16 protein-coding genes are annotated in these 24061 nt (G+C 66.8%); 15 read left to right on the top strand and 1 reads right to left on the bottom strand.

Features of this window, described 5'->3' with window-relative positions; genetic code table 11:
* The first annotated feature begins 166 nt into the window (after positions 1-166).
* From rplK to tuf, 12 genes are all read left to right on the top strand, one after another.
* Entirely contained in the window at positions 167-598 is a 432-nt protein-coding gene (rplK, locus tag ACT3T5_RS08045; protein WP_444578042.1) for a 50S ribosomal protein L11, read from the top strand.
* 4 nt (positions 599-602) lie between these two features.
* Positions 603-1322, top strand: a complete 720-nt coding sequence (rplA, locus tag ACT3T5_RS08040; protein WP_444578043.1) for a 50S ribosomal protein L1 — start codon at positions 603-605, stop codon at positions 1320-1322.
* A gap of 111 nt (positions 1323-1433) precedes the next feature.
* Complete coding sequence (locus ACT3T5_RS08035; protein ID WP_444594102.1) at positions 1434-2294, top strand: hypothetical protein; 861 nt, start codon at positions 1434-1436, stop codon at positions 2292-2294.
* 324 nt (positions 2295-2618) lie between these two features.
* Complete coding sequence (gene rplJ / locus ACT3T5_RS08030; protein ID WP_444578045.1) at positions 2619-3134, top strand: 50S ribosomal protein L10; 516 nt, start codon at positions 2619-2621, stop codon at positions 3132-3134.
* A gap of 143 nt (positions 3135-3277) precedes the next feature.
* Positions 3278-3664, top strand: coding sequence for a 50S ribosomal protein L7/L12 (gene rplL / locus ACT3T5_RS08025; RefSeq protein ID WP_444578046.1), 387 nt, complete (start codon positions 3278-3280; stop codon positions 3662-3664).
* Between the two features lie 746 nt (positions 3665-4410).
* A complete protein-coding gene (gene rpoB / locus ACT3T5_RS08020) occupies positions 4411-7899 on the top strand; it encodes a DNA-directed RNA polymerase subunit beta (protein WP_444578047.1) in 3489 nt (1162 codons plus the stop codon).
* A gap of 114 nt (positions 7900-8013) precedes the next feature.
* Entirely contained in the window at positions 8014-11898 is a 3885-nt protein-coding gene (locus ACT3T5_RS08015; protein WP_444594101.1) for a DNA-directed RNA polymerase subunit beta', read from the top strand.
* Positions 11899-12421: 523 nt separating this feature from the next.
* On the top strand, positions 12422-13684 hold the full coding sequence (locus tag ACT3T5_RS08010; RefSeq protein WP_444578049.1) for a resuscitation-promoting factor: 1263 nt from the start codon (positions 12422-12424) through the stop codon (positions 13682-13684).
* A gap of 557 nt (positions 13685-14241) precedes the next feature.
* A complete protein-coding gene (gene rpsL, locus ACT3T5_RS08005; RefSeq protein ID WP_193116783.1) occupies positions 14242-14616 on the top strand; it encodes a 30S ribosomal protein S12 in 375 nt (124 codons plus the stop codon).
* Entirely contained in the window at positions 14616-15086 is a 471-nt protein-coding gene (gene rpsG / locus ACT3T5_RS08000; protein WP_299298842.1) for a 30S ribosomal protein S7, read from the top strand. Before rpsL ends, rpsG begins: the two co-directional genes overlap by 1 nt.
* A 90-nt stretch (positions 15087-15176) precedes the next feature.
* Positions 15177-17324 carry an elongation factor G gene (gene fusA, locus ACT3T5_RS07995; RefSeq protein WP_444578050.1) on the top strand — a complete coding sequence of 716 codons (2148 nt, stop codon included), beginning with the start codon at positions 15177-15179 and terminating at the stop codon, positions 17322-17324.
* A gap of 128 nt (positions 17325-17452) precedes the next feature.
* Positions 17453-18640: an elongation factor Tu gene (gene tuf, locus ACT3T5_RS07990; RefSeq protein ID WP_444578051.1), complete on the top strand. Its 1188-nt coding sequence runs from the start codon at positions 17453-17455 to the stop codon at positions 18638-18640.
* Positions 18641-19059: 419 nt separating this feature from the next.
* Here tuf and ACT3T5_RS07985 read toward each other — a convergent pair whose 3' ends face one another.
* Complete coding sequence (locus ACT3T5_RS07985; protein ID WP_444594100.1) at positions 19060-19950, bottom strand: general stress protein; 891 nt, start codon at positions 19948-19950, stop codon at positions 19060-19062.
* Between the two features lie 262 nt (positions 19951-20212).
* Between ACT3T5_RS07985 and ngcE the strand changes: the two genes are divergently transcribed.
* From ngcE to ACT3T5_RS07970, 3 genes are read left to right on the top strand one after another with little or no spacing between them, the layout of a single operon-like run.
* A complete protein-coding gene (gene ngcE / locus ACT3T5_RS07980) occupies positions 20213-21637 on the top strand; it encodes an N-acetylglucosamine/diacetylchitobiose ABC transporter substrate-binding protein (RefSeq protein ID WP_444578053.1) in 1425 nt (474 codons plus the stop codon).
* The gene (locus ACT3T5_RS07975; RefSeq protein ID WP_444578054.1) at positions 21634-22665 is read left to right on the top strand and encodes a carbohydrate ABC transporter permease; all 1032 of its coding nucleotides are present in this window, start codon (positions 21634-21636) and stop codon (positions 22663-22665) included. Before ngcE ends, ACT3T5_RS07975 begins: the two co-directional genes overlap by 4 nt.
* Positions 22662-23606: a carbohydrate ABC transporter permease gene (locus tag ACT3T5_RS07970; protein ID WP_444578055.1), complete on the top strand. Its 945-nt coding sequence runs from the start codon at positions 22662-22664 to the stop codon at positions 23604-23606. The genes ACT3T5_RS07975 and ACT3T5_RS07970 overlap by 4 nt, the downstream gene beginning before the upstream one ends.
* The last annotated feature ends 455 nt before the right edge of the window (positions 23607-24061 follow it).

The following is a 24061-nucleotide window of genomic DNA, read 5'->3' as shown; positions in this document are numbered from 1 at the left end:
GGGCCGCGGGAATACGACCAGGATCACCCCTGATCCCGGTCGACGCCGACGCGAGGTGCAGGTAGCGTCGCATCAGATCTCCTTCCGCCACCGAGCGGAAGAGATCCTGCAGTGGGAGGAACGCATGATGAGTTCCGCCCGAACCACGACAGAATGAGGAAGAGCAATGGCTCCCAAGAAGAAGATCGCGAGCGTCATCAAGCTCCAGATCCAGGCCGGCCAGGCCACACCTGCGCCGCCCGTGGGTCCCGCGCTCGGCGCTGCCGGCGTGAACATGATGGAGTTCGTGAAGGCCTACAACGATCGCACCGCCGATCAGCGTGGCAACATCGTCCCGGTCGAGATCACGGTCTACGAGGATCGCTCGTTCACCTTCATCACGAAGACCCCGCCGGCTGCAGAGCTCATCAAGAAGGCCGCCGGCCTTCAGAAGGGCTCCGCAACGCCGCACACCGACAAGGTCGGCAAGGTCACCCAGGCTCAGGTCCGCGAGATCGCGGAGACGAAGATGCCTGATCTGAACGCGAACGACATGGAGGCCGCGTCGAAGATCGTCGCCGGCACCGCTCGTTCCATGGGCATCACGGTGGAGGACTGACGATATGGGTTTCCGTAGCAAGGGTTACAAGGACAGCGCTGCCAAGATCGAAGAGGGCCGCGCGTACTCGCCGCTGGACGCTCTCCGACTGGCGCAGAAGACCTCTCCCGCGAAGTTCGACGCGTCCGTCGAGGTCGCGATGAGCCTGGGCGTCGATCCCCGCAAGGCGGATCAGATGGTGCGCGGCACCGTCAACCTGCCCAACGGCACCGGCAAGACGGCCCGCGTGATCGTCTTCGCGACGGGTGCACAGGCCGAGGCCGCTCTCGAGGCAGGCGCCGACGAGGTCGGCGACGACGAGCTCATCGAGAAGGTCGCCGGCGGCTGGACCGACTTCGACGCGGCAGTGGCCACGCCGAACCTGATGGGCAAGGTCGGCAAGCTCGGCCGCGTGCTCGGCCCCCGTGGCCTCATGCCGAACCCGAAGACCGGCACCGTCACGATGGACACGGCCAAGGCTGTCTCCGACATCAAGGGCGGCAAGATCGAGTTCCGCACCGACCGTGCAGCCAACCTGCACTACCTCGTCGGCAAGGTGTCGTTCTCCGACCAGCAGCTGGCCGAGAACTACGTCGCCGCGCTCGACGAGATCCTCCGTCTGAAGCCGTCCTCCTCGAAGGGCCGCTACATCGAGAAGATCACCGTGTCCACCACCATGGGCCCGGGCATCCCGGTCGACGTGAACCGCACGCGCAACCTCCTCGAGGACACCGACGAGGCCTGATCCTCGGCGGTCGCCTCCGGCGGTGCATCCGACGCCCCGTCCACCTCACGGTGGGCGGGGCGTCGTCGTGTCCGGCGGGGAGGGCACGCCACCGCCGGTTACGGTAGGCCGGTGACCGATCTGCTCTCGCTGACACGCACCGACCGGACCGCCGAGGACCTCGTGCTGTCGGCGGGGGAGATCCTCGCGCGGTACGACCACCTCACCCAGGACTCCGGCAACGTCTCCTGGCTGGTCAGGACCCAGCAGGGTGATCTGTTCGTCAAGACCGCGGGCACCGACGCACCGCCACCGCCGGGCGGCGCCGTCCCGTATCTCGACCACGCCGGTCGCGTCGGGCTGCTGCGCTCCGCCGTGGAGCTCGCGCGCAGCGTCGACCATCCGGCCCTCGCCCGCCTGCGCACGGTGATCGAGACGGCGGACGGACCTGCGCTCGTCTACGACCGGGCGCCGGGCGAGCTGATCGGCGTCCCCTCCGTACAGCGCGGGGACCCGACATCGCCGTACCGACGCTTCGCCACGGCGTCCGCCGAGCTGCGGCTGGCGGTCCTGGACCAGCTGCTCGACGCACACGTCGCGCTGGAATCGGCCGGGTGGGTGGCCGGCGACCTCTACGACGGCTGCCTCATGGTGGACCTCGCCTCTGGCCGGCTCACCCTCATCGACCTCGACACCTACCGCTGTGGCGCTTCCACCAACGACATGGGGCGCATGTTCGGAGCGAGCCGCTTCATGGCTCCCGAGGAGTTCGAGCTGGGCGCTCCGCTGGACGCACGCACCACCGTGTTCACCCTCGGGCGACTGGTGCACCACTTCGGGACCGGGCTCACGGAGGATCTCTCCCAGTTCTGCGGGGGAGAGGATGCGGCCGACGTGATCGCCCGGGCGACCCGACCGGCGCGTTCGGAGCGGTTCGGCACGGTCGGAGAGCTCGCCGCGGCGTGGAGTGCGGCCCGTCTCTCCTCCGGGTGAGGCGTCCCCGTGCTCGAGCGGCGAGATGTGACGCAGACCGCCGCTCCTGCCGTGGCGCCGGACCTCGGCCCTGGGCTACTCTGGACGTACCGAAGACCGCCGGTTGTCGCGCTCGACCCCGAGAGCGACCGAAGAGATCCCGTCAGGGATGGCCTGCGCAGGTGAAGAAGCGACTGTTGCACGGTCGCCCCAGTCCGGCCCCGGCCGGTGCCCTCCGGGGTATGGGGATCTCGTGCGATCGAGGCCTCGACACTTGCGTGTCGAGGCCTTTCCTGTGCCCAGGACTTCTTCACCCGGTGGCGAGAGACCTCTGGAAGGAGGGCCATGGCTAACCCCGAAAAGGTTGATGCCGTCTCGGAGATCGCGGACCTGTTCCGCGAGTCCGACGCCGCTGTCATCACCGAGTATCGCGGGCTCAGCGTGGGGGATCTCAAGGAGCTTCGCCGCTCGTTGGGTTCCGAGACCACTTACGCCGTGGTGAAGAACACGCTCACGGAGATCGCCGCCCGCGAGGCCGGCATCACCGCCTTCGATGGCACGCTCAGCGGTCCGACCGCTATCGCGTTCATCAAGGGTGAGCCGGTGGGGCCCGCCAAGGCCCTGCGTGACTTCGCCAAGACCCACGAGCAGCTCGTGCTCAAGTCCGGTTACTTCGAGGGCGTCGCGCTCTCGAAGGAGGACGTCCAGAAGCTTGCGGACCTCGAGTCCCGCGAGGTCCTGCTGGCCAAGGCCGCCGGTGCCATGAAGGCATCGATGTCCAAGGCCGCCGCCACGTTCGCGGCGCCGCTGTCGAAGGCAGCACGCACCGTGGACGCGCTGCGGGCCAAGCAGGAAGCCTGAGGTTCTGAGGCTCCGCCTCACTCCTCACGGCCTCAGCGCTGTCCCCCGGGACCCCACGTGGGCGACCGGATTGCAAGACCCGGCGCGTGTGCGCCGCCGATACCGCAGGGACTCAGGTCCCGACCATAGGAAGGAACGCCACCATGGCTAAGCTCAGCAACGACGAGCTCATCGAAGCTTTCAAGGAAATGTCCCTCATCGAGCTCTCCGAGTTCGTGAAGCAGTTCGAGGACGTCTTCGACGTCACCGCTGCTGCCCCCGTGGCCGTCGCCGCTGCCGGTGGCGCTGCCGGTGGCGAGGCTGCCGAGGAGGAGGAGAAGGACGAGTTCGACGTCATTCTCGAGTCCGCCGGCTCCGCGAAGATCGCTGTCATCAAGGAGGTGCGCGGCCTCACCTCCCTCGGTCTGAAGGAGGCCAAGGCGCTCGTCGACGAGGCCCCCAAGGCTGTCCTCGAGGCTGTCAAGAAGGACGACGCCGAGGCTGCCAAGGCGAAGCTCGAGGAGGCCGGCGCGACCGTCACCGTCAAGTGATCTCCGGCGCTCGCCCCGGTGAGCGCCTCACCTGATGGCAGTCGCACTGCTCCTGAAGGGCCGTCCCGCATCTGCGGGACGGCCCTTCTGCTGTCCCCGGCGCCCATCCGCGGCCGGGCAGTCCCCGCCGTGACGCGCGGCACGGCCCGGCGCGCTGCAGAAGGGTGTGTCCTATGCCGCAAGCTGTGCACGTCGACGTTCCGGGCAAGACAGGAGCGGATGCTCCGATCCGCGAGGTCGGCTGCTCCGCCGAATCCGGGGGAGCGGTTCGGCGGCGCCGAGGCCGACGGCGCCGCCGATCGAGGATCTCGAGGACGAGGTCGAGTGGCCCGCGGAAACTCCACGAGCAGTGGAGAGAAGGGGCGTCAGCAGCGCTGCGACGTGCCGTGACACCCCGGGGCGACCCCCCAGTGCTTGACTCCGGAAGAATTACCGGCCATCCTGTTCGGCGTACGGAGCTGTTCCTGCCGCATGTGTCCCGCTGAGCCGAGCTCGCGAGGACCGGTCGAGCCAGACGGGCAGGAAGCACCGGCAAGACTTCTACGCCAGGCATATATCGGCCGACGTGGATGGACTCGTCGCATCGCGACTGTTGTGTCCATCCGCGTATTTGTGTATGCTCGGTCCTTGCGCTGTGCGTCGCCCGTGGGTTCTGCTGTCCTGACAGTATTTTTGCCTGCTCCACAACCCTTGACGGGTGTTCGCCGCGCCTGGGATTCCGTCATCGGCCTGTGGAAGGACCCCCCTTGGCTGCCTCGAGCACCGATCGCACCACCGACATCGCACTTCGTACCGCCTCTCCTCGCGTCACCTTCGCGAAGCTCGGCGACCCTATCGACGTACCGGATCTGCTGAGTCTGCAGACCACTTCGTTCGACTGGTTGCTGGGCAACTCGCGCTGGAAGGAGCGTGCCGAGGAGGCCGCTTCCGACGGGCGCGAGGATGTCCCGCAGACCTCCGGTCTCGCAGACATCCTCGAGGAGATCTCCCCGATCGAGGACTTCGCCGGCAACATGTCGCTGTCCTTCCGGGATCACACCTTCGACGACCCGAAGTACACGGTCGAGGAGTGCAAGGAGAAGGACCTCACCTACTCGGCTCCGATGTACGTCATCGCCGAGTTCATGAACAACGAGACCGGTGAGATCAAGACCCAGACGGTCTTCATGGGCGAATTCCCGCTCATGACCGACAAGGGCACGTTCATCATCAACGGCACCGAGCGTGTCGTGGTCTCCCAGCTGGTCCGCTCCCCGGGCGTGTACTTCGAGGAGAGCATCGACAAGACCAGCGACAAGCGCATCTTCAGCACGAAGGTGATCCCTTCGCGCGGTGCGTGGCTCGAGTTCGAGGTCGACAAGCGCGATCAGGTCGGTGTGCGCATCGATCGCAAGCGCAAGCAGTCGGTCACGACCCTGCTGCAGGCCCTGGGCCTGTCCCACTCGGACATCCTCGAGGAGTTCGGCGAGTTCGAATCGATGCGTTCCACGCTCGAGAAGGACCGCGTCTCCTCGCAGGACGAGGCCCTCATGGACATCTACCGCAAGCAGCGTCCGGGCGAGCCGCCCACGCGCGATGCGGGCGAGGCCATGCTGAACAACCTCTACTTCAACGCCAAGCGCTACGACCTCGCGAAGGTCGGCCGCTACAAGATCGGCAAGAAGCTCGGTCTCGAGGGTAGCCTGTCCGAGTCGACCCTCCGCCTCGAGGACATCGTCGCCTCGATCAAGTACATCGTCGCGCTGCATGACGGCGTCTCGGAGTACACGAGCAAGGACGGCAAGGTCGTCCGCGTCGAGACGGACGACATCGACCACTTCGGCAACCGTCGCATCCGCGCGGTGGGCGAGCTGATCCAGAACCAGGTCCGCACCGGCCTGTCCCGCATGGAGCGCGTCGTCCGCGAGCGCATGACCACGCAGGACGTCGAGGCGATCACCCCGCTGACGCTGATCAACATCCGACCGGTCACCGCCGCGATCAAGGAGTTCTTCGGAACCTCCCAGCTGTCGCAGTTCATGGACCAGAACAACCCGCTGTCGGGCCTGACGCACAAGCGTCGCCTCTCGGCGCTGGGCCCGGGCGGCCTCTCCCGCGACCGTGCCGGCATGGAGGTCCGTGACGTCCACCCGTCGCACTACGGCCGCATGTGCCCGATCGAGACCCCTGAGGGTCCGAACATCGGCCTGATCGGTTCGCTGGCGACTTTCGCCCGCATCAACCCCTTCGGCTTCATCGAGACGCCGTACCGCAAGGTCGACAAGGGCCTCGTCACCGACGAGATCGTCTACCTCACCGCGGACGACGAGGATCGCCACGTCATCGCTCAGGCCAACGCCAAGATCGGTGAGGACGGCCGGTTCGTCGAGGAGCAGGTGCTCGTGCGCCTCACCGGCGGCGAGCCGGACCTGGTCGATGCGGCCGACGTCGACTACATGGACGTCTCCGCACGTCAGATGGTCTCCGTCGCCACCGCGATGATCCCCTTCCTCGAGCACGACGACGCCAACCGTGCGCTGATGGGCTCGAACATGCAGCGCCAGGCCGTGCCGCTGCTCAAGGCCGAGATGCCGCTCGTCGGCACCGGCATGGAGCGCCGCGCAGCAGTCGACGCCGGCGACGTGGTCGTCTCGGCGAAGGCCGGCGTCATCGAGGAGCTGTCCGCCGACCTCATCGTGGTGATGGCCGACGACGGCACCCGTCAGACGTACCCGATCGGGAAGTTCCAGCGCTCCAACGCCGGCAACTCCTACAACCAGCGCGTGCTGTTCGACGAGGGCGACCGCGTCGAGGTCGGGTCCATCCTGGCCGACGGTCCGTCGACCGACCAGGGCGAGCTCTCCATGGGCAAGAACCTGCTGGTCGCGTTCATGTCGTGGGAAGGCCACAACTACGAGGACGGCATCATCCTGTCCTCGCGCCTGGTCCAGGACGATGTCCTCACCTCGATCCACATCGAGGAGCACGAGGTCGACGCCCGCGACACCAAGCTGGGCCGCGAGGAGATCACCCGGGACATCCCGAACGTCGGCGACGACGTGCTGGCCGATCTCGACGAGCGCGGCATCATCCGCATCGGCGCCGAGGTCAACCCCGGCGACATTCTGGTCGGCAAGGTCACCCCCAAGGGCGAGACCGAGCTGACCCCGGAGGAGCGCCTGCTGCGCGCGATCTTCGGCGAGAAGGCCCGCGAGGTGCGCGACACCTCGCTGCGAGTCCCCCACGGCGAGACCGGCACCGTCATCGGTGTCCAGGTCTTCAACGACGAGGAGGATGGCGACATCCTCCCCACCGGTGTCAACGACATGGTCCGCGTCTACGTGGCCCAGAAGCGCAAGATCACCGATGGTGACAAGCTCGCCGGCCGTCACGGCAACAAGGGCGTCATCGCGAAGATCCTGCCGGTCGAGGACATGCCGTTCCTCGAGGACGGCACCCCGGTCGACATCATCCTCAACCCCATGGGTGTGCCCGGTCGTATGAACATCGGCCAGGTCATGGAGACCCACCTCGGGTGGGTCGCCAAGGCCGGCTGGGATCTCGATCCGACCGACCCGAACGCCGCCGAGCTCCCTGAGGGCGCTCTGCACGGCGAGCCCGGCACCCCGGTGGGCGTCCCGGTCTTCGACGGCCTCTCGGCCGAGGAGGTCACCGGTCTGATCGCCAACCACCGCCCCAACCGGGACGGTGTGCGGATGGTCAAGGAGGACGGCAAGGCGCAGCTGTTCGACGGCCGCTCCGGCGAGCCGCTGCCCGAGCCGATCTCCGTGGGCTACATGTACATCCTGAAGCTCCACCACCTGGTGGACGACAAGCTGCACGCGCGCTCGACCGGCCCCTACTCGATGATCACGCAGCAGCCCCTGGGCGGTAAGGCCCAGTTCGGCGGCCAGCGTTTCGGCGAGATGGAGGTGTGGGCCCTCGAGGCCTACGGCGCCGCGTACGCCCTGCAGGAGCTCCTGACGATCAAGTCCGACGACATCGCCGGACGCGTGAAGGTCTACGAGGCCATCGTCAAGGGCGAGAACATCCCCGAGCCCGGCATCCCGGAATCCTTCCGTGTGCTCCTCAAGGAGATGCAGTCCCTGTGCCTGAACGTCGAGGTCCTCTCCTCCGACGGCACGGCCCAGGAAGTTCAGGAAGGCGATGAGGAGGTCTTCCGCGCTGCGGAGGAGCTCGGCATCGACCTGTCCCGCCGACCCCACGAGGGCGTCGGCTCCATCGAAGAGGTCTGAGGGACGCGGGCTCGGGGCGAGGGGAGCAGCCAGACCCTGTTCCCCTCGCACTGAGCCCCGCCCTCGACCCCCGTTCCCTCAGACACCACTCTTCCGAGCGAGAGAAGGACACCTGTGATCGACGTCAACACCTTCGACGAGCTGCGCATCGGCCTCGCCACCGCCGACGACATCCGCGGCTGGTCCCACGGCGAGGTCAAGAAGCCGGAGACCATCAACTACCGCACCCTGAAGCCCGAGATGGACGGCCTCTTCTGCGAGCGCATCTTCGGCCCCACCCGGGACTGGGAGTGCTACTGCGGCAAGTACAAGCGCGTGCGCTTCAAGGGCATCATCTGCGAGCGCTGCGGCGTGGAGGTCACCAAGTCCTCCGTGCGTCGTGAGCGCATGGGCCACGTGGAGCTCGCCGCTCCCGTCACGCACATCTGGTACTTCAAGGGCGTGCCGAGCCGCCGCGGCTACCTGTTGGACCTCGCGCCGAAGGATCTCGAGAAGATCATCTACTTCGCCGCGTACATGATCACCTCGGTGGACGAGCAGGCTCGTCACGAGGACATGCCTGATCTCCAGGCGCGTTTCGACCTGGAGACCAAGGAGCTCGCCAGCGAGCGGGACGCCGCGCTGAACCAGCGGGCGATCTCCGCCGAGAAGGACCTCGCCCAGCTCGAGGAGGAGGGTGCCAAGGCCGACGCGAAGCGCAAGGTCCGCGACTCCTCCGAGCGCGAGCAGGCCCAGATCCGCAAGAAGTACGACGCCGAGATCGAGCGCGTCACCCGTGTGTGGGATCGCTTCAAGTCGCTCAAGGTCGCGGACCTCGAGGGCGATGAGCAGCTCTACCGCGCGATGAAGCTCCGCTACGGCACGTACTTCGAGGGCGGCATGGGCGCCGAGGCGCTCCAGCGTCGTCTGCTGGACTTCGATCTCGACGCCGAGGCCGTCACGCTGCGCGAGATCATCGCGACCGGCAAGGGCCAGAAGAAGGCCCGAGCCCTCAAGCGCCTCAAGGTCGTCTCGGCCTTCCGGTCCACCACGAACTCGCCGGCCGGCATGGTCCTGGACTGCGTCCCGGTCATCCCGCCGGATCTGCGCCCGATGGTGCAGCTGGACGGTGGCCGCTTCGCGACCTCCGATCTCAACGACCTGTACCGCCGTGTGATCAACCGCAACAACCGTCTCAAGCGGCTGCTCGATCTCGGCGCGCCCGAGATCATCGTGAACAACGAGAAGCGCATGCTGCAGGAGTCGGTCGACTCGCTGTTCGACAACGGCCGACGGGGTCGTCCGGTCACCGGACCGGGCAACCGCCCGCTGAAGTCGCTGTCCGACATGCTCAAGGGCAAGCAGGGGCGTTTCCGTCAGAACCTGCTCGGCAAGCGCGTGGACTACTCCGCGCGTTCCGTGATCGTCAACGGCCCGCAGCTGCGTCTGCACCAGTGCGGCCTGCCCAAGGGCATGGCGCTGGAGCTGTTCAAGCCCTTCGTCATGAAGCGTCTCGTCGAGCTCAGCCACGCCCAGAACGTCAAGGCCGCCAAGCGGATGGTCGAGCGTGCACGTCCCGAGGTGTGGGACGTCCTCGAAGAGGTCATCACCGAGCACCCCGTGCTGCTGAACCGTGCGCCCACCCTGCACCGTCTGGGCATCCAGGCGTTCGAGCCGCAGCTCGTCGAGGGCAAGGCCATCCACCTGCACCCGCTCGTCTGCGCCGCGTTCAACGCGGACTTCGACGGCGACCAGATGGCTGTGCACCTGCCGCTCTCGGCAGAGGCCCAGGCCGAGGCGCGCATCCTGATGCTGTCCAGCAACAACATCCTCAAGCCGTCCGACGGTCGCCCCGTGACCATGCCCGCACAGGACATGATCATCGGTCTGTACCACCTCACGACGGTCCGCGAGGACGTCGCCGGCAAGGGTCGCACCTTCGCCTCCGAGGCAGAGGCGATCATGGCCCACGACCGTGGTGAGCTGCATCTGAACGCCGAGGTGAGCATCCGCTTCACGGACATCGTTCCGCCGAGCGACTGGGAGGCCCCGGAGGGCTGGACCGAGGGTGACCCGATCAACCTCACCACCACCCTGGGCACCGTCTACTTCAACGAGACGCTGCCGCCGGACTTCCCCTACGTGAAGGGCCAGGTCGGCAAGAAGCGCCTGGGCGGCATCGTCAACACGCTCGCAGAGCGTTACGACAAGGGCCAGGTGGCCGCGTCGCTGGACGCTCTGAAGGCGTACGGCTTCTCGTGGTCCACCCGGTCGGGTGCGTCCTTCGCGCTGTCCGACGTCGTGACCCCTCCGAACAAGCCGGAGATCATCGCGCGCTTCGAGAACCGGGCCGCCCAGGTTCAGGAGAACCGCGACCTCGGTCTCATCTCCGAGACCGAGCGAAATGTCGAGCTCATCGACATCTGGACCGAGGCGACCAACGAGGTCGATCAGGCCATGCGGGCGAACTTCGACTCGACCAACACCATCTTCCGGATGGTCGACTCCGGTGCGCGAGGCAACTGGATGCAGGTCCGTCAGATCGCCGGTATGCGTGGTCTGGTGACCAACCCGAAGGGCGAGATCATCCCGCGCCCGATCCTCTCCAACTACAAGGAGGGGCTCTCGGTCCTGGAGTACTTCATCGCGTCGCACGGCTCCCGCAAGGGGCTGGCGGACACCGCGCTGAAGACCGCTCAGTCGGGCTACCTGACCCGTCGTCTGGTCGACGTCTCGCAGGACGTCATCGTCCGCGAGGAGAACTGCGGCACGACGAAGGGCCTGGTCCTTCCGATCGCGGTCGAGGAGGGCGGCGTGCTGCGTCCCCACGAGCACGCGGAGTCCACGGTGTACGGGCGTGTCCTGGCCACCGCGGCGGTCGGCGCCGACGGCACCGAGGCGGCCCCGGCCGGTTCGGAGCTGGGCGATGTGCTCCTCGAGCAGCTCGTCGAGGCCGGCGTGCGCGAGGTGAAGATCCGCTCCGTGCTGACCTGCGACTCCGCAGTCGGCACCTGTGTCCACTGCTACGGCCGTTCGCTCGCGACCGGCCAGCTGGTGGACATCGGCGAGGCCGTCGGCATCGTCGCGGCCCAGTCGATCGGTGAGCCCGGTACCCAGCTGACCATGCGTACCTTCCACTCCGGTGGTGTGGCGAGCGCGGACGGCGACATCACCCACGGTCTGCCCCGTATCCAGGAGCTCTTCGAGGCTCGTACCCCGGCCGGCTTCGCGCCGATCTCGGAGTTCGCCGGTCGCGTGGAGATCGAGGAGAACGACAAGCAGCGTCGCCTCACGGTCACCCCCGACGACGGCTCCGAGCCGGTCGTCTACACGGTGTCCAAGCGCGTGACCCTGCTGGTCTCGGCCGGCGAGCACATCGAGGTCGGCCAGCAGCTGACCCAGGGCTCGGTGGATCCGAAGCAGGTCCTGCGGATCCTCGGTCCCCGCAAGGTGCAGCAGCACCTGGTGGACGAGGTGCAGAAGGTGTACATCAGCCAGGGTGTGGACATCCACGCCAAGCACATCGAGGTCATCGTGCGGCAGATGCTGCGTCGCGTGACGATCATCGAGTCCGGTGACACCGACCTGCTGCCCGGCGACTTCGCCGAGCGCGTGTCCTTCGAGCGGGAGAACCGTCGGGTCCTCTCCGAGGGTGGCCAGCCGGCCTCGGGTCGTCCCGAGCTGATGGGCATCACGAAGGCGTCCCTCGCGACCGAGTCGTGGCTGTCGGCGGCCTCCTTCCAGGAGACCACCCGCGTGCTCACCGAAGCCGCCCTGAACCGCAAGAGCGATCAGCTCATGGGGCTCAAGGAGAACGTCATCATCGGCAAGCTCATCCCGGCCGGTACGGGCCTGTCCCGTTTCCGTCGCATCGCGGTCGAGCCCACCGACGAGGCCAAGGCGCAGATGTACCAGGTGCCCGGGTACGACGAGCTGGACTTCTCCGGCTTCGGTCAGACCGGTGCGGTCAACCTGGACGACATCGACTACGCCGATCCGTTCCGCACGGATTTCCGCTGAGTCGCTGAGCGTCCCGTCGCCCGCGCACTGAGCGTCGGCGCGACGTGAACGCCATGAGGGGCGGTCCCACTTCGGTGGGGCCGCCCCTCATCGCATGGGGTGGGGGAGTGCGGACGGCCACCGTCGGAGCGCCTGCTGGACGGATCAGCGGAGGACGGCCGACGGCGAACCGGCTGCGCGAGCAGGACCCCGCCCCGCTCCCGGACCTGTGACCTGTCTCCGTGATGCACGCCCGTGGCGACCGCCACGATCGGGGCTCTACGCGCTCTCCGGAGTGACCTGACCGACCCGGATGTTCACGGGAGGGTAAAGACCTCTCGGGTATGCCCCAAAGGTCTCGTCGTTGCCCTTCACCTCGGGCGCTCCCTGCGAAACGATGGCATCTGGCATTCCTGTGCGGCCTTCCCTGCTGCGCTCCGTTCCGGAGGCGCGCTCGCACCGGGACGCCGGGCCCCGTCTCCGGGGCACTCGTGCTCAGAGATGGATGGCCCTGCCGGAAGCCGGCAGAAGAACAGGTGGAACAGTGAAGAAGACCCCGTGGATCATCGCGGCAGCTGCAGTGTGCGTCGTCGGTGTAGGAGGCGGTGGCACCGCCTTCGCCATGTCCAATGAGGCGGCCCTGACCGTGTACGGCCAGCAGACGATGGTCCGCACCTTCTCGCAGCCCACCGTCGCCGAGCTGCTCGAGGCCCAGGGCGTCGAGCTCAAGGACACGGACCTCGTCGTCCCCGACCTCGCGGCGCAGGTCACCGACGGTCTCGACATCCAGATCATCCACCGCACCCCGGTGACGGTCACCGTCGACGGCGAGGACCAGAGCGTCCTCACCACCGGTGACACGGTCGCCGACGCACTGGAGGACGTCGACTACAAGGCCGAGGGCGCCAGCGTGTCTCCGGCCCCCGATACCGAGCTCAGCGCGAAGGATGCGCAGATCGACGTGGTCACCCGCAAGACCGTCACCTTCATCGGGCAGAACGGTCAGGACACCTTCGAGGTCGCCGCGCTGACCGTCGACGACGCGATGACGAAGGTGCTCGGCGATATCGAGGACACCGACAAGGCCTCCGTCGACCGCGACTCGATCCTCGAGGACGGCGCGACCATCACCGTCCAGCGCATCCGCGAGGCCGAGCGCACGGAGACCGTCGACGTGCCGTTCGAGACGAAGACCGTCAAGGACGACGAGCTGCTCGAGGGCACCACGAAGACCACCACCGAGGGCAAGAAGGGCACGACGGAGAAGGTCTTCACGGACAAGACCGTCGACGGCAAGGTCACCGAGTCCGAGCTGGTCTCGGAGAAGGTCGCCGAGAAGCCGGTCACCGAGGTCATCACCAAGGGCACCAAGCCGGCCCCGAAGCCCGAGCCCGCACCGGAGCCCACGTCCGAGTCCTCGTCCTCCGAGCAGGCTCCCTCGCAGCGGACCGAGAAGAAGACCGAGAAGAAGAGCACGCAGAAGGAGAGCAGCTCGCGCAGCTCCGAGCGTGACTCCACCCCGGAGAAGAAGCCCGCAGCCAGTGCCCCGTCGGTCTCCGACGGCTCCGTCTGGGATCGTCTCGCCCAGTGCGAGGCCGGTGGCAACTGGTCCATCAACACCGGCAACGGATTCTCCGGCGGTCTGCAGTTCACGAAGTCGACCTGGCTCGCCTTCGGCGGCGGCCAGTATGCTCCGGTGGCGCATCAGGCCACCCGCGAGCAGCAGATCTCGATCGGCAAGAAGGTCCAGGCCGGGCAGGGCTGGGGCGCCTGGCCGTCCTGCACCTCGCAGCTGGGCATCCGCTGAGCGGAGCTCATCTCCCCGTCGGCGGTGCGCTCCACAGCGCGTCGATCTCCCGTCCGACCAGTGCGTCGAGCGCGCCGTGGATCTCCACGGCGCGCTCGCGTCGTGCTGGGCGGAGGGCGCTGGCCGCGCTCGCAGCACGACGACAGGGCGACTGCCGTCACAGACCGACATGTGATCTGCGTCGGAACGTGGAAGAAGCTTTGACCGCGTACCACAGCCGTCAGTAGACTGCGAGTGCGTCCGGAGTGCCCTCTGGTCGTGACCCGGGACAAGATCCGCGAATGCCCTCCGGGGCGGCCGCGGACGGCGTCCCCCGCGAGGAGCGGATCCTCGCGGTGTGCCCGAATGTGGAACCGGCGGCCATGCCCGGCCCCGACCACGGGCACCGATCACGGTCCTCCTGGACGCCCGGCAGGTGCCATCACCTGACGGGCGGGTCGATCTGCCGATATTCCCGGGCCATGGGGACGGTGCATCGGGTCGCCGGCCGTGAGAGCGGTCGAAGAAGTTGATCCGTCGGAGCCAACAGCTCCGGTGGCTGAACAGGAAGAGAAGCTGTGCCCACTATTCAGCAGTTGGTGCGCAAGGGGCGGGACGCTCGTTCGTCCTCCTCCAAGACGCCCGCGCTCAAGGGTTCGCCCCAGCGCCGTGGTGTCTGCACGCGCGTCTACACCCAGACCCCCAAGAAGCCGAACTCCGCGCTGCGCAAGATCGCGCGTGTTCGCCTCTCCACCGGCGTCGAGGTCACCGCGTACATCCCCGGCGAGGGCCACAACCTCCAGGAGCACTCCATCGTGCTCGTCCGCGGCGGTCGTGTGAAGGACCTCCCCGGTGTGCGCTACAAGATCGTCCGAGGCGCACTCGACACCCAGTCCGTGAAGGGCCGCAAGCAGGCTCGTTCGCTCTACGGCGCCAAGAAGGAGAAGAAGTAATGCCTCGTAAGGGCCCCGCTCCCAAGCGCCCGCTGGCCGTCGACCCCGTCTTCGGTTCGCCGATCGTCACGCAGCTCATCAACAAGATCCTCCTCGACGGCAAGAAGACCGTCGCCGAGGGCATCGTCTACGGCGCGCTCGAGGGCGCCCGTGAGAAGAACGGCCAGGATCCGGTCGTCACCCTGAAGAAGGCCCTGGACAACATCCGTCCGAGCCTCGAGGTCCGCTCCCGCCGAGTCGGCGGCGCGACCTACCAGGTCCCGATCGAGGTCAAGCCGGGCCGCTCCACCACGCTGGCGCTGCGCTGGCTGGTCAGCTACTCGCGCGCCCGTCGCGAGAACACGATGACCGAGCGTCTGATGAACGAGATCCTCGACGCGTCCAACGGCCTCGGTGCCGCTGTGAAGCGCCGCGAGGACACCCACAAGATGGCCGAGTCCAACCGGGCCTTCGCGCACTACCGCTGGTGAGTTCCGGTGGGGCCTTCCCCTCCGGGCAGGCCCCACCGACCGCCCTCCGGCACCTCGACCAGCTCCCGTTCTCCAGAAAGGCACAAGCCAGTGGCACTTGCAGTGCTCAGCGATCTGAACAAGGTCCGCAATATCGGCATCATGGCTCACATCGATGCCGGCAAAACCACGACGACCGAGCGCATCCTCTTCTACACCGGCGTGAACTACAAGATGGGCGAGACCCATGACGGCGCCGGCACGATGGACTGGATGGAGCAGGAGAAGGAGCGCGGCATCACCATCACGTCCGCCGCGACGACCTGCTACTGGCACGACAGCCAGATCAACATCATCGACACCCCCGGCCACGTCGACTTCACCGTCGAGGTGGAGCGCTCGCTGCGCGTGCTCGATGGCGCTGTCGCGGTGTTCGACGGCAAGGAGGGCGTGGAGCCCCAGTCGGAGACCGTCTGGCGCCAGGCCGACAAGTACGACGTGCCCCGCATCTGCTTCGTCAACAAGATGGACAAGCTGGGCGCCGACTTCTTCTTCACCGTGAAGACGATCGAGGACCGCCTCGGCGCGAAGCCGCTGGTCATGCAGGTCCCGATCGGTGCAGAGCACGAGTTCAACGGCATCGTCGACCTCGTCGAGATGAAGGCCTTCGACTGGCCCGAGACCCTCGAAGAGGACATGCCGGCGATCAACTCGAAGAAGGGCGATCCGTCCCTGGGCCAGTGGCAGCGGGAGATCCCGATCCCCGCTGACCTCCAGGACACGGTCGACGAGTACCGCGCCAAGCTGGTCGAGGATGTCGCCGAGAGCTCCGAGGAGCTCATGGAGGCATACCTCGAGGAGGGTGACCTCACCCTCGAGCAGCTCAAGAGCGGCATCCGTGCACTGACCGTCAACTCGGAGGCCTACCCGGTCTTCTGCGGCACCGCGTTCAAGAACAAGGGCGTCCAGCTCATGCTCAACGGTGTCGTCGACTACCTTCCCTCGCCCCTCGACGTGCCCCCGATGGTGGGTCACAAGCCGGGCGACGAGGACACGGAGATCATCCGTAAGCCCGACTGGGACGAGCCCTTCTCGGCGCTCGCCTTCAAGGTCGCCGCGCATGCGTTCTTCGGGTCGCTGACCTACGTGCGCGTCTACTCCGGTCAGGTGAAGCAGGGCGATCAGATCCTGAACGTCACGACCGGCAAGAAGGAGCGCGTCGGCAAGCTCTTCCAGATGCACTCCAACAAGGAGAACCCGGTGGAGGAGGCCTTCGCGGGCCATATCTACGCCTTCATCGGTCTCAAGGACACCACGACGGGCGACACGCTCGCCGATCCGGCGAACCCGGTTCAGCTGGAGTCCATGAGCTTCCCGGAGCCGGTCATCTCGGTGGCCATCGAGCCGAAGACCAAGAGTGACCAGGAGAAGCTGGGCGTCGCCATCCAGAAGCTCGCCAAGGAGGACCCGACCTTCCAGGTCGAGTTCGACGAGGAGACCGGTCAGACCGTCATCAAGGGCATGGGCGAGCTGCACCTCGACATCCTCGTCGACCGCATGCGTCGCGAGTTCAACGTCGAGGCCAACATCGGCAAGCCCCAGGTGGCGTACCGCGAGACGATCAAGCGGACTGTGGAGAAGTACGACTTCACCCACAAGAAGCAGACCGGTGGCTCCGGCCAGTTCGCGAAGATCCAGGTCACCTTCGGTCCGCTGACCGATGCCGAGGACGGCGTGTTCTACGAGTTCGAGAACAAGGTCACCGGCGGCCGCATCCCGCGCGAGTACATCCCGAGCGTGGACGCGGGCATCCAGACTGCTCTGCAGTCCGGCATCCTCGCCGGTTACCCGGTGGTCAACGTCAAGGCCTCGCTCCTTGACGGCGCCTACCATGACGTCGACTCCTCGGAGATGGCGTTCAAGATCGCCGGCTCCATGGCGGCCAAGGAAGCCCTGCGCAAGGCGCAGCCGGTCATCCTCGAGCCGCTCATGGACGTCGAGGTCCGCACTCCGGAGGAGTACATGGGAGATGTCATCGGCGATCTGAACTCGCGGCGCGGTCAGATCCAGTCGATGGAGGACGCGAGCGGAGCGAAGATCGTCCGTGCTCTCGTCCCGCTGTCCGAGATGTTCGGATACGTCGGCGACCTGCGGTCCAAGACCCAGGGTCGTGCGATGTACACGATGCAGTTCGACAGCTACGCGGAGGTCCCCTCCAGCATTGCTGAGGAGATCGTCGCCAAGACCCGGGGCGAGTGAGACATGGGGGAGCAGGTAGGATCCTTCTCCTGTTCCCCCTCTTCTCCATCGGCCTCCTTCCCACTCGGGAGGGGATCCGATCCCGATCCAAGAAGTACCACGATTAGAAGTCCTAGGAGGACACCATCATGGCCAAGGCCAAGTTCGAGCGGACCAAGCCGCACGTCAACATCGGCACCATCGGTCACGTCGACCATGGCAAGACGACGCTGAGCGCCGCGATCTCGAAGGTTCTGTACGACAAGTTCCCCGAGATCAACCAGAAGCGCGACTTCGACACGATCGATAACGCGCCCGAGGAGAAGCAGCGCGGCATCACGATCAACGTCTCGCACATCGAGTACGAGACCGACAAGCGCCACTACGCGCACGTCGATGCCCCCGGTCACGCCGACTACGTCAAGAACATGATCACCGGCGCGGCGCAGATGGACGGCGCGATCCTCGTGGTCGCCGCCACCGACGGCCCGATGGCTCAGACCCGTGAGCACGTCCTGCTCGCCAAGCAGGTCGGCGTTCCGTACCTGCTCGCAGCTCTCAACAAGTCCGACATGGTCGACGACGAGGAGATCCTCGAGCTCGTCGAGATGGAGGTCCGCGAGATGCTGGGCGCTCAGGGCTTCGACGAGGATGCACCCGTCATCCAGGTCTCCGCTCTCAAGGCCCTCGAGGGCGATGAGAAGTGGGTCAAGAAGATCGAAGAGCTCATGGAGGCTGTGGACGAGAAGATCCCGGACCCCGTCCGCGATCTCGACCAGCCCTTCCTCATGCCGATCGAGGACGTCTTCACGATCCAGGGTCGTGGCACCGTCGTCACCGGCAAGGTCGACCGCGGCAAGCTGTCGATCAACTCGGAGATCGAGATCCTCGGCATCCGTGCGCCCCAGAAGACGATCGTCACGGGCATCGAGATGTTCCACAAGCAGATGGACGAGGCGTGGGCCGGCGAGAACTGCGGCCTCCTCCTTCGTGGCACCAAGCGTGAGGACGTCGAGCGCGGCCAGGTCGTGGCCAAGCCCGGCACCATCACCCCGCACACGAACTTCGAGGGCCAGGTCTACATCCTGTCCAAGGACGAGGGTGGCCGTCACAACCCGTTCTACTCGAACTACCGTCCGCAGTTCTACTTCCGGACCACCGACGTCACCGGCGTCATCGAGCTGCCCGAGGGCACCGAGATGGTCATGCCCGGCGACAACACCGAGATGACGGTCGAGCTGATCCAGCCGATCGCCATGGAGGAGGGCCTCGGCTTCGCCATCCGTGAGGGTGGCCGCACCGTGGGCTCAGGCCGCGTCACCAAGATCATCAAGTGATCTCAGCGGGGGCGACCCCGCAGCGGTGAAGCGTTCGCCGAGCGGACGCTGAGCAGCCAGAAGGCCCCGACCCGGGTTCACCGGGTCGGGGCCTTCGTCTGTTCCCGGACAGCACAGACAGGTGCAGGGACCGGCATGGGCTCCGCCCGCATACCGCCCGGTGCCGCAGACCGCCTGCAGACCGTCTGGTGCGACAGAGGTCTGTGCCGCACGGCCTGGATGCGGTGAGGGAGGGCGGTGACGCTGCTGCGCGCCGACGCCCCAGTGCCCGAAAGGCCCCCGCCCGCTCAACGAGCGGACGGGGGCCTTTCGGGACCGGCCAGGCGCCGGAGGCGGCCACGGTCGGTGTCAGGCACCTCCGGTGCCGACAGGGCAGGCACCTTCGATGCCGACGGGGGCCGTTGCCCTGTGCGGAGCGTTCAGCGGGTTCTGCCCTCGGTGTTCTGGTCGTCCCCGCGCTGCTCAGGACGCTGAGCCTCTCCCGGGGTGGGTGAGCCCTCGTAGAGCGCTGCGTCGGCGGGACGACCGAAGGTGGGCCGTCCGCTGCGGGAGGGCGTGTCGCTCGCGGCGGGCTGGGGCGCAGAGCCGACCGGCTTCCCGTAGGTGGGACGCGACGGACGCTGTGAGTTCGACAGCGCGGACGGAGCCTGGGGGGCGCCGGACGTCGGCCGGTGCTGCGAGAACTGGTTCTCTCCGTAGGCGGGCGGTGTCCCGTACGAGGCGTTCGGCTGCGACGGGCCGGTCTGTGAGGGGCCGGGATATCCGCTCGGGACCCCGTGGCCCGGCAGCTGGGTGCTGGGGGAGTGCGGCGTGACCGCCGGGGCGGCGCCGGTCTCGACGAGGAGGCGACGCGCCTCGTCGGCATGCTTGTGCTCGACCAGCAGCTCGTACTGCATCGGGATCGTCGAGGTCATCGAGGTGAAGTCGCGCTTGCCGCCGGTCATGGCGTAGCCGATGAGCGCCCAGACCGTGAAGAACACGATGCCCATCAGCACGCTCGTGAGCACGACCATGAGGTTGCTCGGGGTGATCAGCATCAGCAGCAGGCCCAGGAACAAACCCATCCACAGGCCCGAGAGCGCGCCCTGTCCGACGACGCGGCCCCAGGTCTTCCGCCCGGTGACGCGCTCCATGAGCTTGAGGTCCGTGCCGACGATCAAGGTGCTCTGCACGGGGAAGTGGTTGTCCGCCAGGGTGTCGACGACAGCCTGCACCTCTTGGTACGTGCTGTAGACGCCGAGTGAGCGCGGGTACTCCAAGTCGTACAGGCGCGCGGTCAGAGGCGAGGCGGGGTGACGTGGCTGGGTCATGGACCCACCGTAATCCAGCAGACCCGGAACCTGCTGGGCGCCTGCCGGACGAATCGTGGGAGTCGCCTGGCCCGGACCGGCTCCTCTGCGCCTACGACTCGTCATCGACTCGTGACCGGGAGGGGCAGTCAAGTGTCCGAACTCGAAGTGTCCACCACGTAGGGTGAATACGCAGTCGTCCGATGGGACGACGTCAGTGTTGACACCGCCTTTTCGACGACGAAGACGAAAGAGGAATCTGATGGGAACTTCTGCTGATGACATGACTCCGCTCGAGCGGATCGGTGCGTCACGCCGCCACTTCCTGGCGATCGCGGGAGCAGGCGCCGGCGCCTCGATGCTCGCCGCCTGCGCCGGTGGCGGCGGTGGCGGGGAGGAGAAGGAGGGGGGTGGTTCCGTCACCGGCGAGGGGGAGACCTCCGAGGAGAACCCTCTGGGTGTGGACGGGACCCTGCCTGTGAAGGCCGTGATCTTCGATGGCGGCTATGGCACCAAATATGCCGAGGACGCTGGGACGAAGTACGAGGAGATCTACACGGAGTCCAAGGTCACCGTCGACGCGACCGTCAACATCCAGCCCGACCTCCAGCCCCAGTTCGCCGGGGGCACCCCGCCGGATGTCTTCGACAACTCCGGCGCCCAGAAGCTCTCGATCGATGGGCTGATCGACCAGCTCGCGGACCTCGGCGATCTCCTCGCCGCCCCGATGGTCGACGGCGAGGGAACGATCGAGGAGAACCTGCTGCCCGGCGTCACCTCTCCAGGCATGTTCGACGGCAAGTTCCTCGGGATGAACTACGTCTACACGGTCTTCGCACTCTGGTACTCCGCCAAGGAGTTCGAGGAGAAGGGCTGGACGGTCCCGGAGACCTGGGACGACCTCATGACCCTCGGAGAAGAGGTCAAGGGGGAGGGACGCTACCTGTTCTCCTACGGCGGCCAGAACGCCTCGAACTACTACCAGGAGATGGCCCTGTCCATGGCCGCCAAGCTGGGCGGCCCCGAGGTGCTCACGAAGATCGACAACCTCGAGGAGGGCGCGTTTGAGCAGGACGCCGTCATCCAGGCGTTCGATGCGGTGGCCGCGGCCGTCGAGGCCGGCTACTTCGAGCCCGGCGGCGAAGGCATCAAGCACACCGATGCGCAGACCAACTGGGTGCAGGGCAAATCGGTGTTCTACCCCTCCGGTTCCTGGATCGAGAACGAGCAGGCCGACGTCACGCCCGAGGGCTATGCCATGACCGGCGCGCCGGTCCCGTCCCTCCCGGACAGCACGATGCCGTACGAGGCCTTCCACGGCACCGCGGCGGAGCAGTACTTCGTCCCCTCCGGTGGCGAGAACCCCACCGGCGGCGCCGAATTCCTGCGCGTGATGCTCTCCAAGGAGCAGGCGAAGAACTTCGCGGAGCTCACCAAGGCCCCCTCAGTCATCAAGGACACCGTGCCCGAGGACGGCTTCGGCTCCACCGCGCTCGCCTCGGTGAACGCGATGATCACTGCGGGAGGCGACAACACCTTCACCTACAACTTCTCCGATTGGTACGGCCTGGGCGCCGACTCGATCACCAGCTGGACGAAGTTCCTCAAGGGCGACATCGATTCAGCAACCCTCTCCGAGGAGCAGCAGGCCATGATCGACGCCGTTCGGGAGGACGACTCGATCACGAAGTTCAAGGCTGGTTCATGACCTCTCCCGATACCTTCGTCGGGCACGACGAGGCGGCGGCCACGACCACTCCGGTCGTGCGCCGCCGCCGTCGTCGGCCCTCCCTGGAGCGGATGCTGTTCTTCCTGGTGTTCCTGGGGCTTCCGCTCGTCGTCTACCTGATGTTCGTCGTCTCACCGTTCCTGCAGTCGTTCTACTACTCCCTGACGAACTGGTCGGGCCTCAGCCCGTCGATGGACTTCATCGGACTGGACAACTACGAGCGTATCTTCGGCGACGCCGTCTTCTGGAAGTCGCTGCGCAACAACCTGATCCTCCTGGTCATCCTGCCCACGATCACGATCACGCTCTCCTTCGCGCTCGCGGTCATGGTGACCATCGGCGGGAACACCCAGGGCGGAGTGCGTGGTGTCCGCGGCGCCGGGTTCTATCGGGTCATCAGCTTCTTCCCCTATGCCGTTCCGGCCGTCATCACGGGCATCCTGTTCAACTTCATCTACCACCCCGGTGGTGGCCTGCTGAACGGGTTCCTCAACCTCGTGGTGGGCGCCGTCAACGCGGTCATCGGACTGCTCGGGCTCGGGCCGGTCCCTGAGATCCACAACGCCTGGCTCGGCGATCAGCGCTTCGCCCTGGCCGCGGTGGCCTTCGCGATGATCTGGACCTTCGTCGGCTTCTACATGGTGCTGTTCGTCGCGTCGATCAAGTCGATCCCGTCCGAGGTCCTCGAGGCCGCTCGCATCGACGGCGCCGGGCGGCTGCGCACCGCTGTCCAGGTCGTCGCCCCGATGGTGCGGGACAACATCTCCACCGCCGTCGTCTACATCGGCATCTTCGCTCTGGACGCCTTCACCTTCATCTCTGTGATGACACCCAACGGAGGGACCGGCAACAGCACGAAGGTCGTGTCCCTGCACCTGTACCAGACCGCGTTCCGCGACGGCCGCTTCGGCGAGGCGAGCGCGATGGGCGTGATCATGGCGATCGTGACGATGCTGGTGGCCGTCCTGGTCATCACCGTCGGGCGACCCCGGAAGGACGAACGATGAACCCGACCACCACGCGTCCCGGCACTGGGCACGCGGACCAGCCCGCCGAGGCCGCCGCCACCGGTCAACGACGCGGCGGGAGCCGCGCGAGCCGCCCCCGCAGCAGCGAGGGACGGGGATACTCGGCCCTCCACCACATCATCCTCAGCATCTGGGCGCTGCTGGTGATCTTGCCCCTGCTGTGGACCGTCTACACCTCGTTCAAGACCTCGCAGGAGATCCTCACGGATCCCTTCGGCCTGCCGGCCGAGCCGCAGCTCGAGAACTACTCCCGGGCGTGGACCGAGGCCAAGATCGGCCAGTACTTCGCGAATACGCTGATCGTGGTCGGCTCCGCGCTGATCATCGTGATGCTGCTGGGCGCGATGTGCGCGTACATCCTGGCCCGGTACCGCTTCCCCGGGAACCGGGTGATCTACTTCGGAATGGTCGCTGGCCTCACGTTCCCGATCTTCCTCGCGGTGGTCCCGCTGTTCTTCGTGCTGCGGAACATGGGCCTGCTCGAGGGGCGTATGGGGCTCGTGGGGGTGACCCTGTCCTATGTCGCCTTCGCGCTGCCGTTCACGGTGTTCTTCCTGCACTCGTTCTTCGCGAGCCTGCCGGAGGAGATCGGCGAGGCGGCGGCCATCGACGGCGCCGGCGACTTCCGCACCTTCTTCCAGGTGATGCTGCCGATGGCGAAGCCGGGCCTCGCCTCGCTCGCCATCTTCAACTTCCTGGGCTTGTGGAACCAATACCTGCTGCCTTTGGTCCTCAACACCGACCGACGCAACTACGTGCTCGCCCAGGGGCTCGTGAACCTGCAGGCGCAGCAGGGCTACAAGGTCGACTGGGGAGGGATGTTCGCCTCGGTGGTGATCACCGTGATCCCGGTGATCGTGGTGTACGTGGTCTTCCAGCGCCAGCTGCAGGGCGGGGTCGGTCCCAGCACGAACAAGTGATCCGGGGCGTCCAGGGGCCGGCGCGGGCCTGCGCTGGGCCCTGCGGGCCAGTGCCGGTCGGCGCCGGCCGGTGCGGACCCGCACGGGCCGGCCGGGCGGGCTCCCGCGCGGACAGGGAAGGGCAGTGGTGACAACCGGTCTCACCGTGTTCTGTGACCGGGTGCACCCGGGGTCCTCTTGTGGGGTACTGGGGCGTCTGGCAGACTAGACGAGTTGTCTGCGCGGACCGACATGCCCGGTTCCGTTCTCCGTAGGTCTCCGACCTGCGGCGAATGATCACCGGATGAGGTCCATCCCGAGGATGCGAACTCTGCCTCTGGCAGAGATTGCGCATCGATACGAGGGAACAGTTGCAGAACCAGCCGATTCTCGGCGGCCGAAAGCTGGGCTCGTGTGCCCCGCAGAGGCCGACACGCCCGTCCTCGGGTACCGGGGATCGGTTGTATCCATGCCAG

Origin of the sequence: Brachybacterium sp. AOP3-A1-3, from assembly GCF_052378285.1 — a bacterium.
In the GTDB taxonomy this organism is placed as follows: Bacteria; Actinomycetota; Actinomycetes; order Actinomycetales; family Dermabacteraceae; genus Brachybacterium.
Note: the sequence above shows the minus strand (reverse complement) of the source record. Positions and strands in the feature narration are given on the sequence as shown.

Excerpts from the sequence above, each read along its gene's own strand:
- rplK (WP_444578042.1), top strand. The coding sequence starts at position 167 with ATGGCTCCCAAGAAGAAGATCGCGAGCGTCATCAAGCTCCAGATCCAG.
- rplA (WP_444578043.1), top strand. The coding sequence starts at position 603 with ATGGGTTTCCGTAGCAAGGGTTACAAGGACAGCGCTGCCAAGATCGAA.
- rplJ (WP_444578045.1), top strand. The coding sequence starts at position 2,619 with ATGGCTAACCCCGAAAAGGTTGATGCCGTCTCGGAGATCGCGGACCTG.
- rplL (WP_444578046.1), top strand. The coding sequence starts at position 3,278 with ATGGCTAAGCTCAGCAACGACGAGCTCATCGAAGCTTTCAAGGAAATG.
- rpsG (WP_299298842.1), top strand. The coding sequence starts at position 14,616 with ATGCCTCGTAAGGGCCCCGCTCCCAAGCGCCCGCTGGCCGTCGACCCC.
- tuf (WP_444578051.1), top strand. The coding sequence starts at position 17,453 with ATGGCCAAGGCCAAGTTCGAGCGGACCAAGCCGCACGTCAACATCGGC.
- ACT3T5_RS07985 (WP_444594100.1), bottom strand. The coding sequence starts at position 19,950 with ATGACCCAGCCACGTCACCCCGCCTCGCCTCTGACCGCGCGCCTGTAC.
- ngcE (WP_444578053.1), top strand. The coding sequence starts at position 20,213 with ATGACTCCGCTCGAGCGGATCGGTGCGTCACGCCGCCACTTCCTGGCG.
- ACT3T5_RS07975 (WP_444578054.1), top strand. The coding sequence starts at position 21,634 with ATGACCTCTCCCGATACCTTCGTCGGGCACGACGAGGCGGCGGCCACG.
- ACT3T5_RS07970 (WP_444578055.1), top strand. The coding sequence starts at position 22,662 with ATGAACCCGACCACCACGCGTCCCGGCACTGGGCACGCGGACCAGCCC.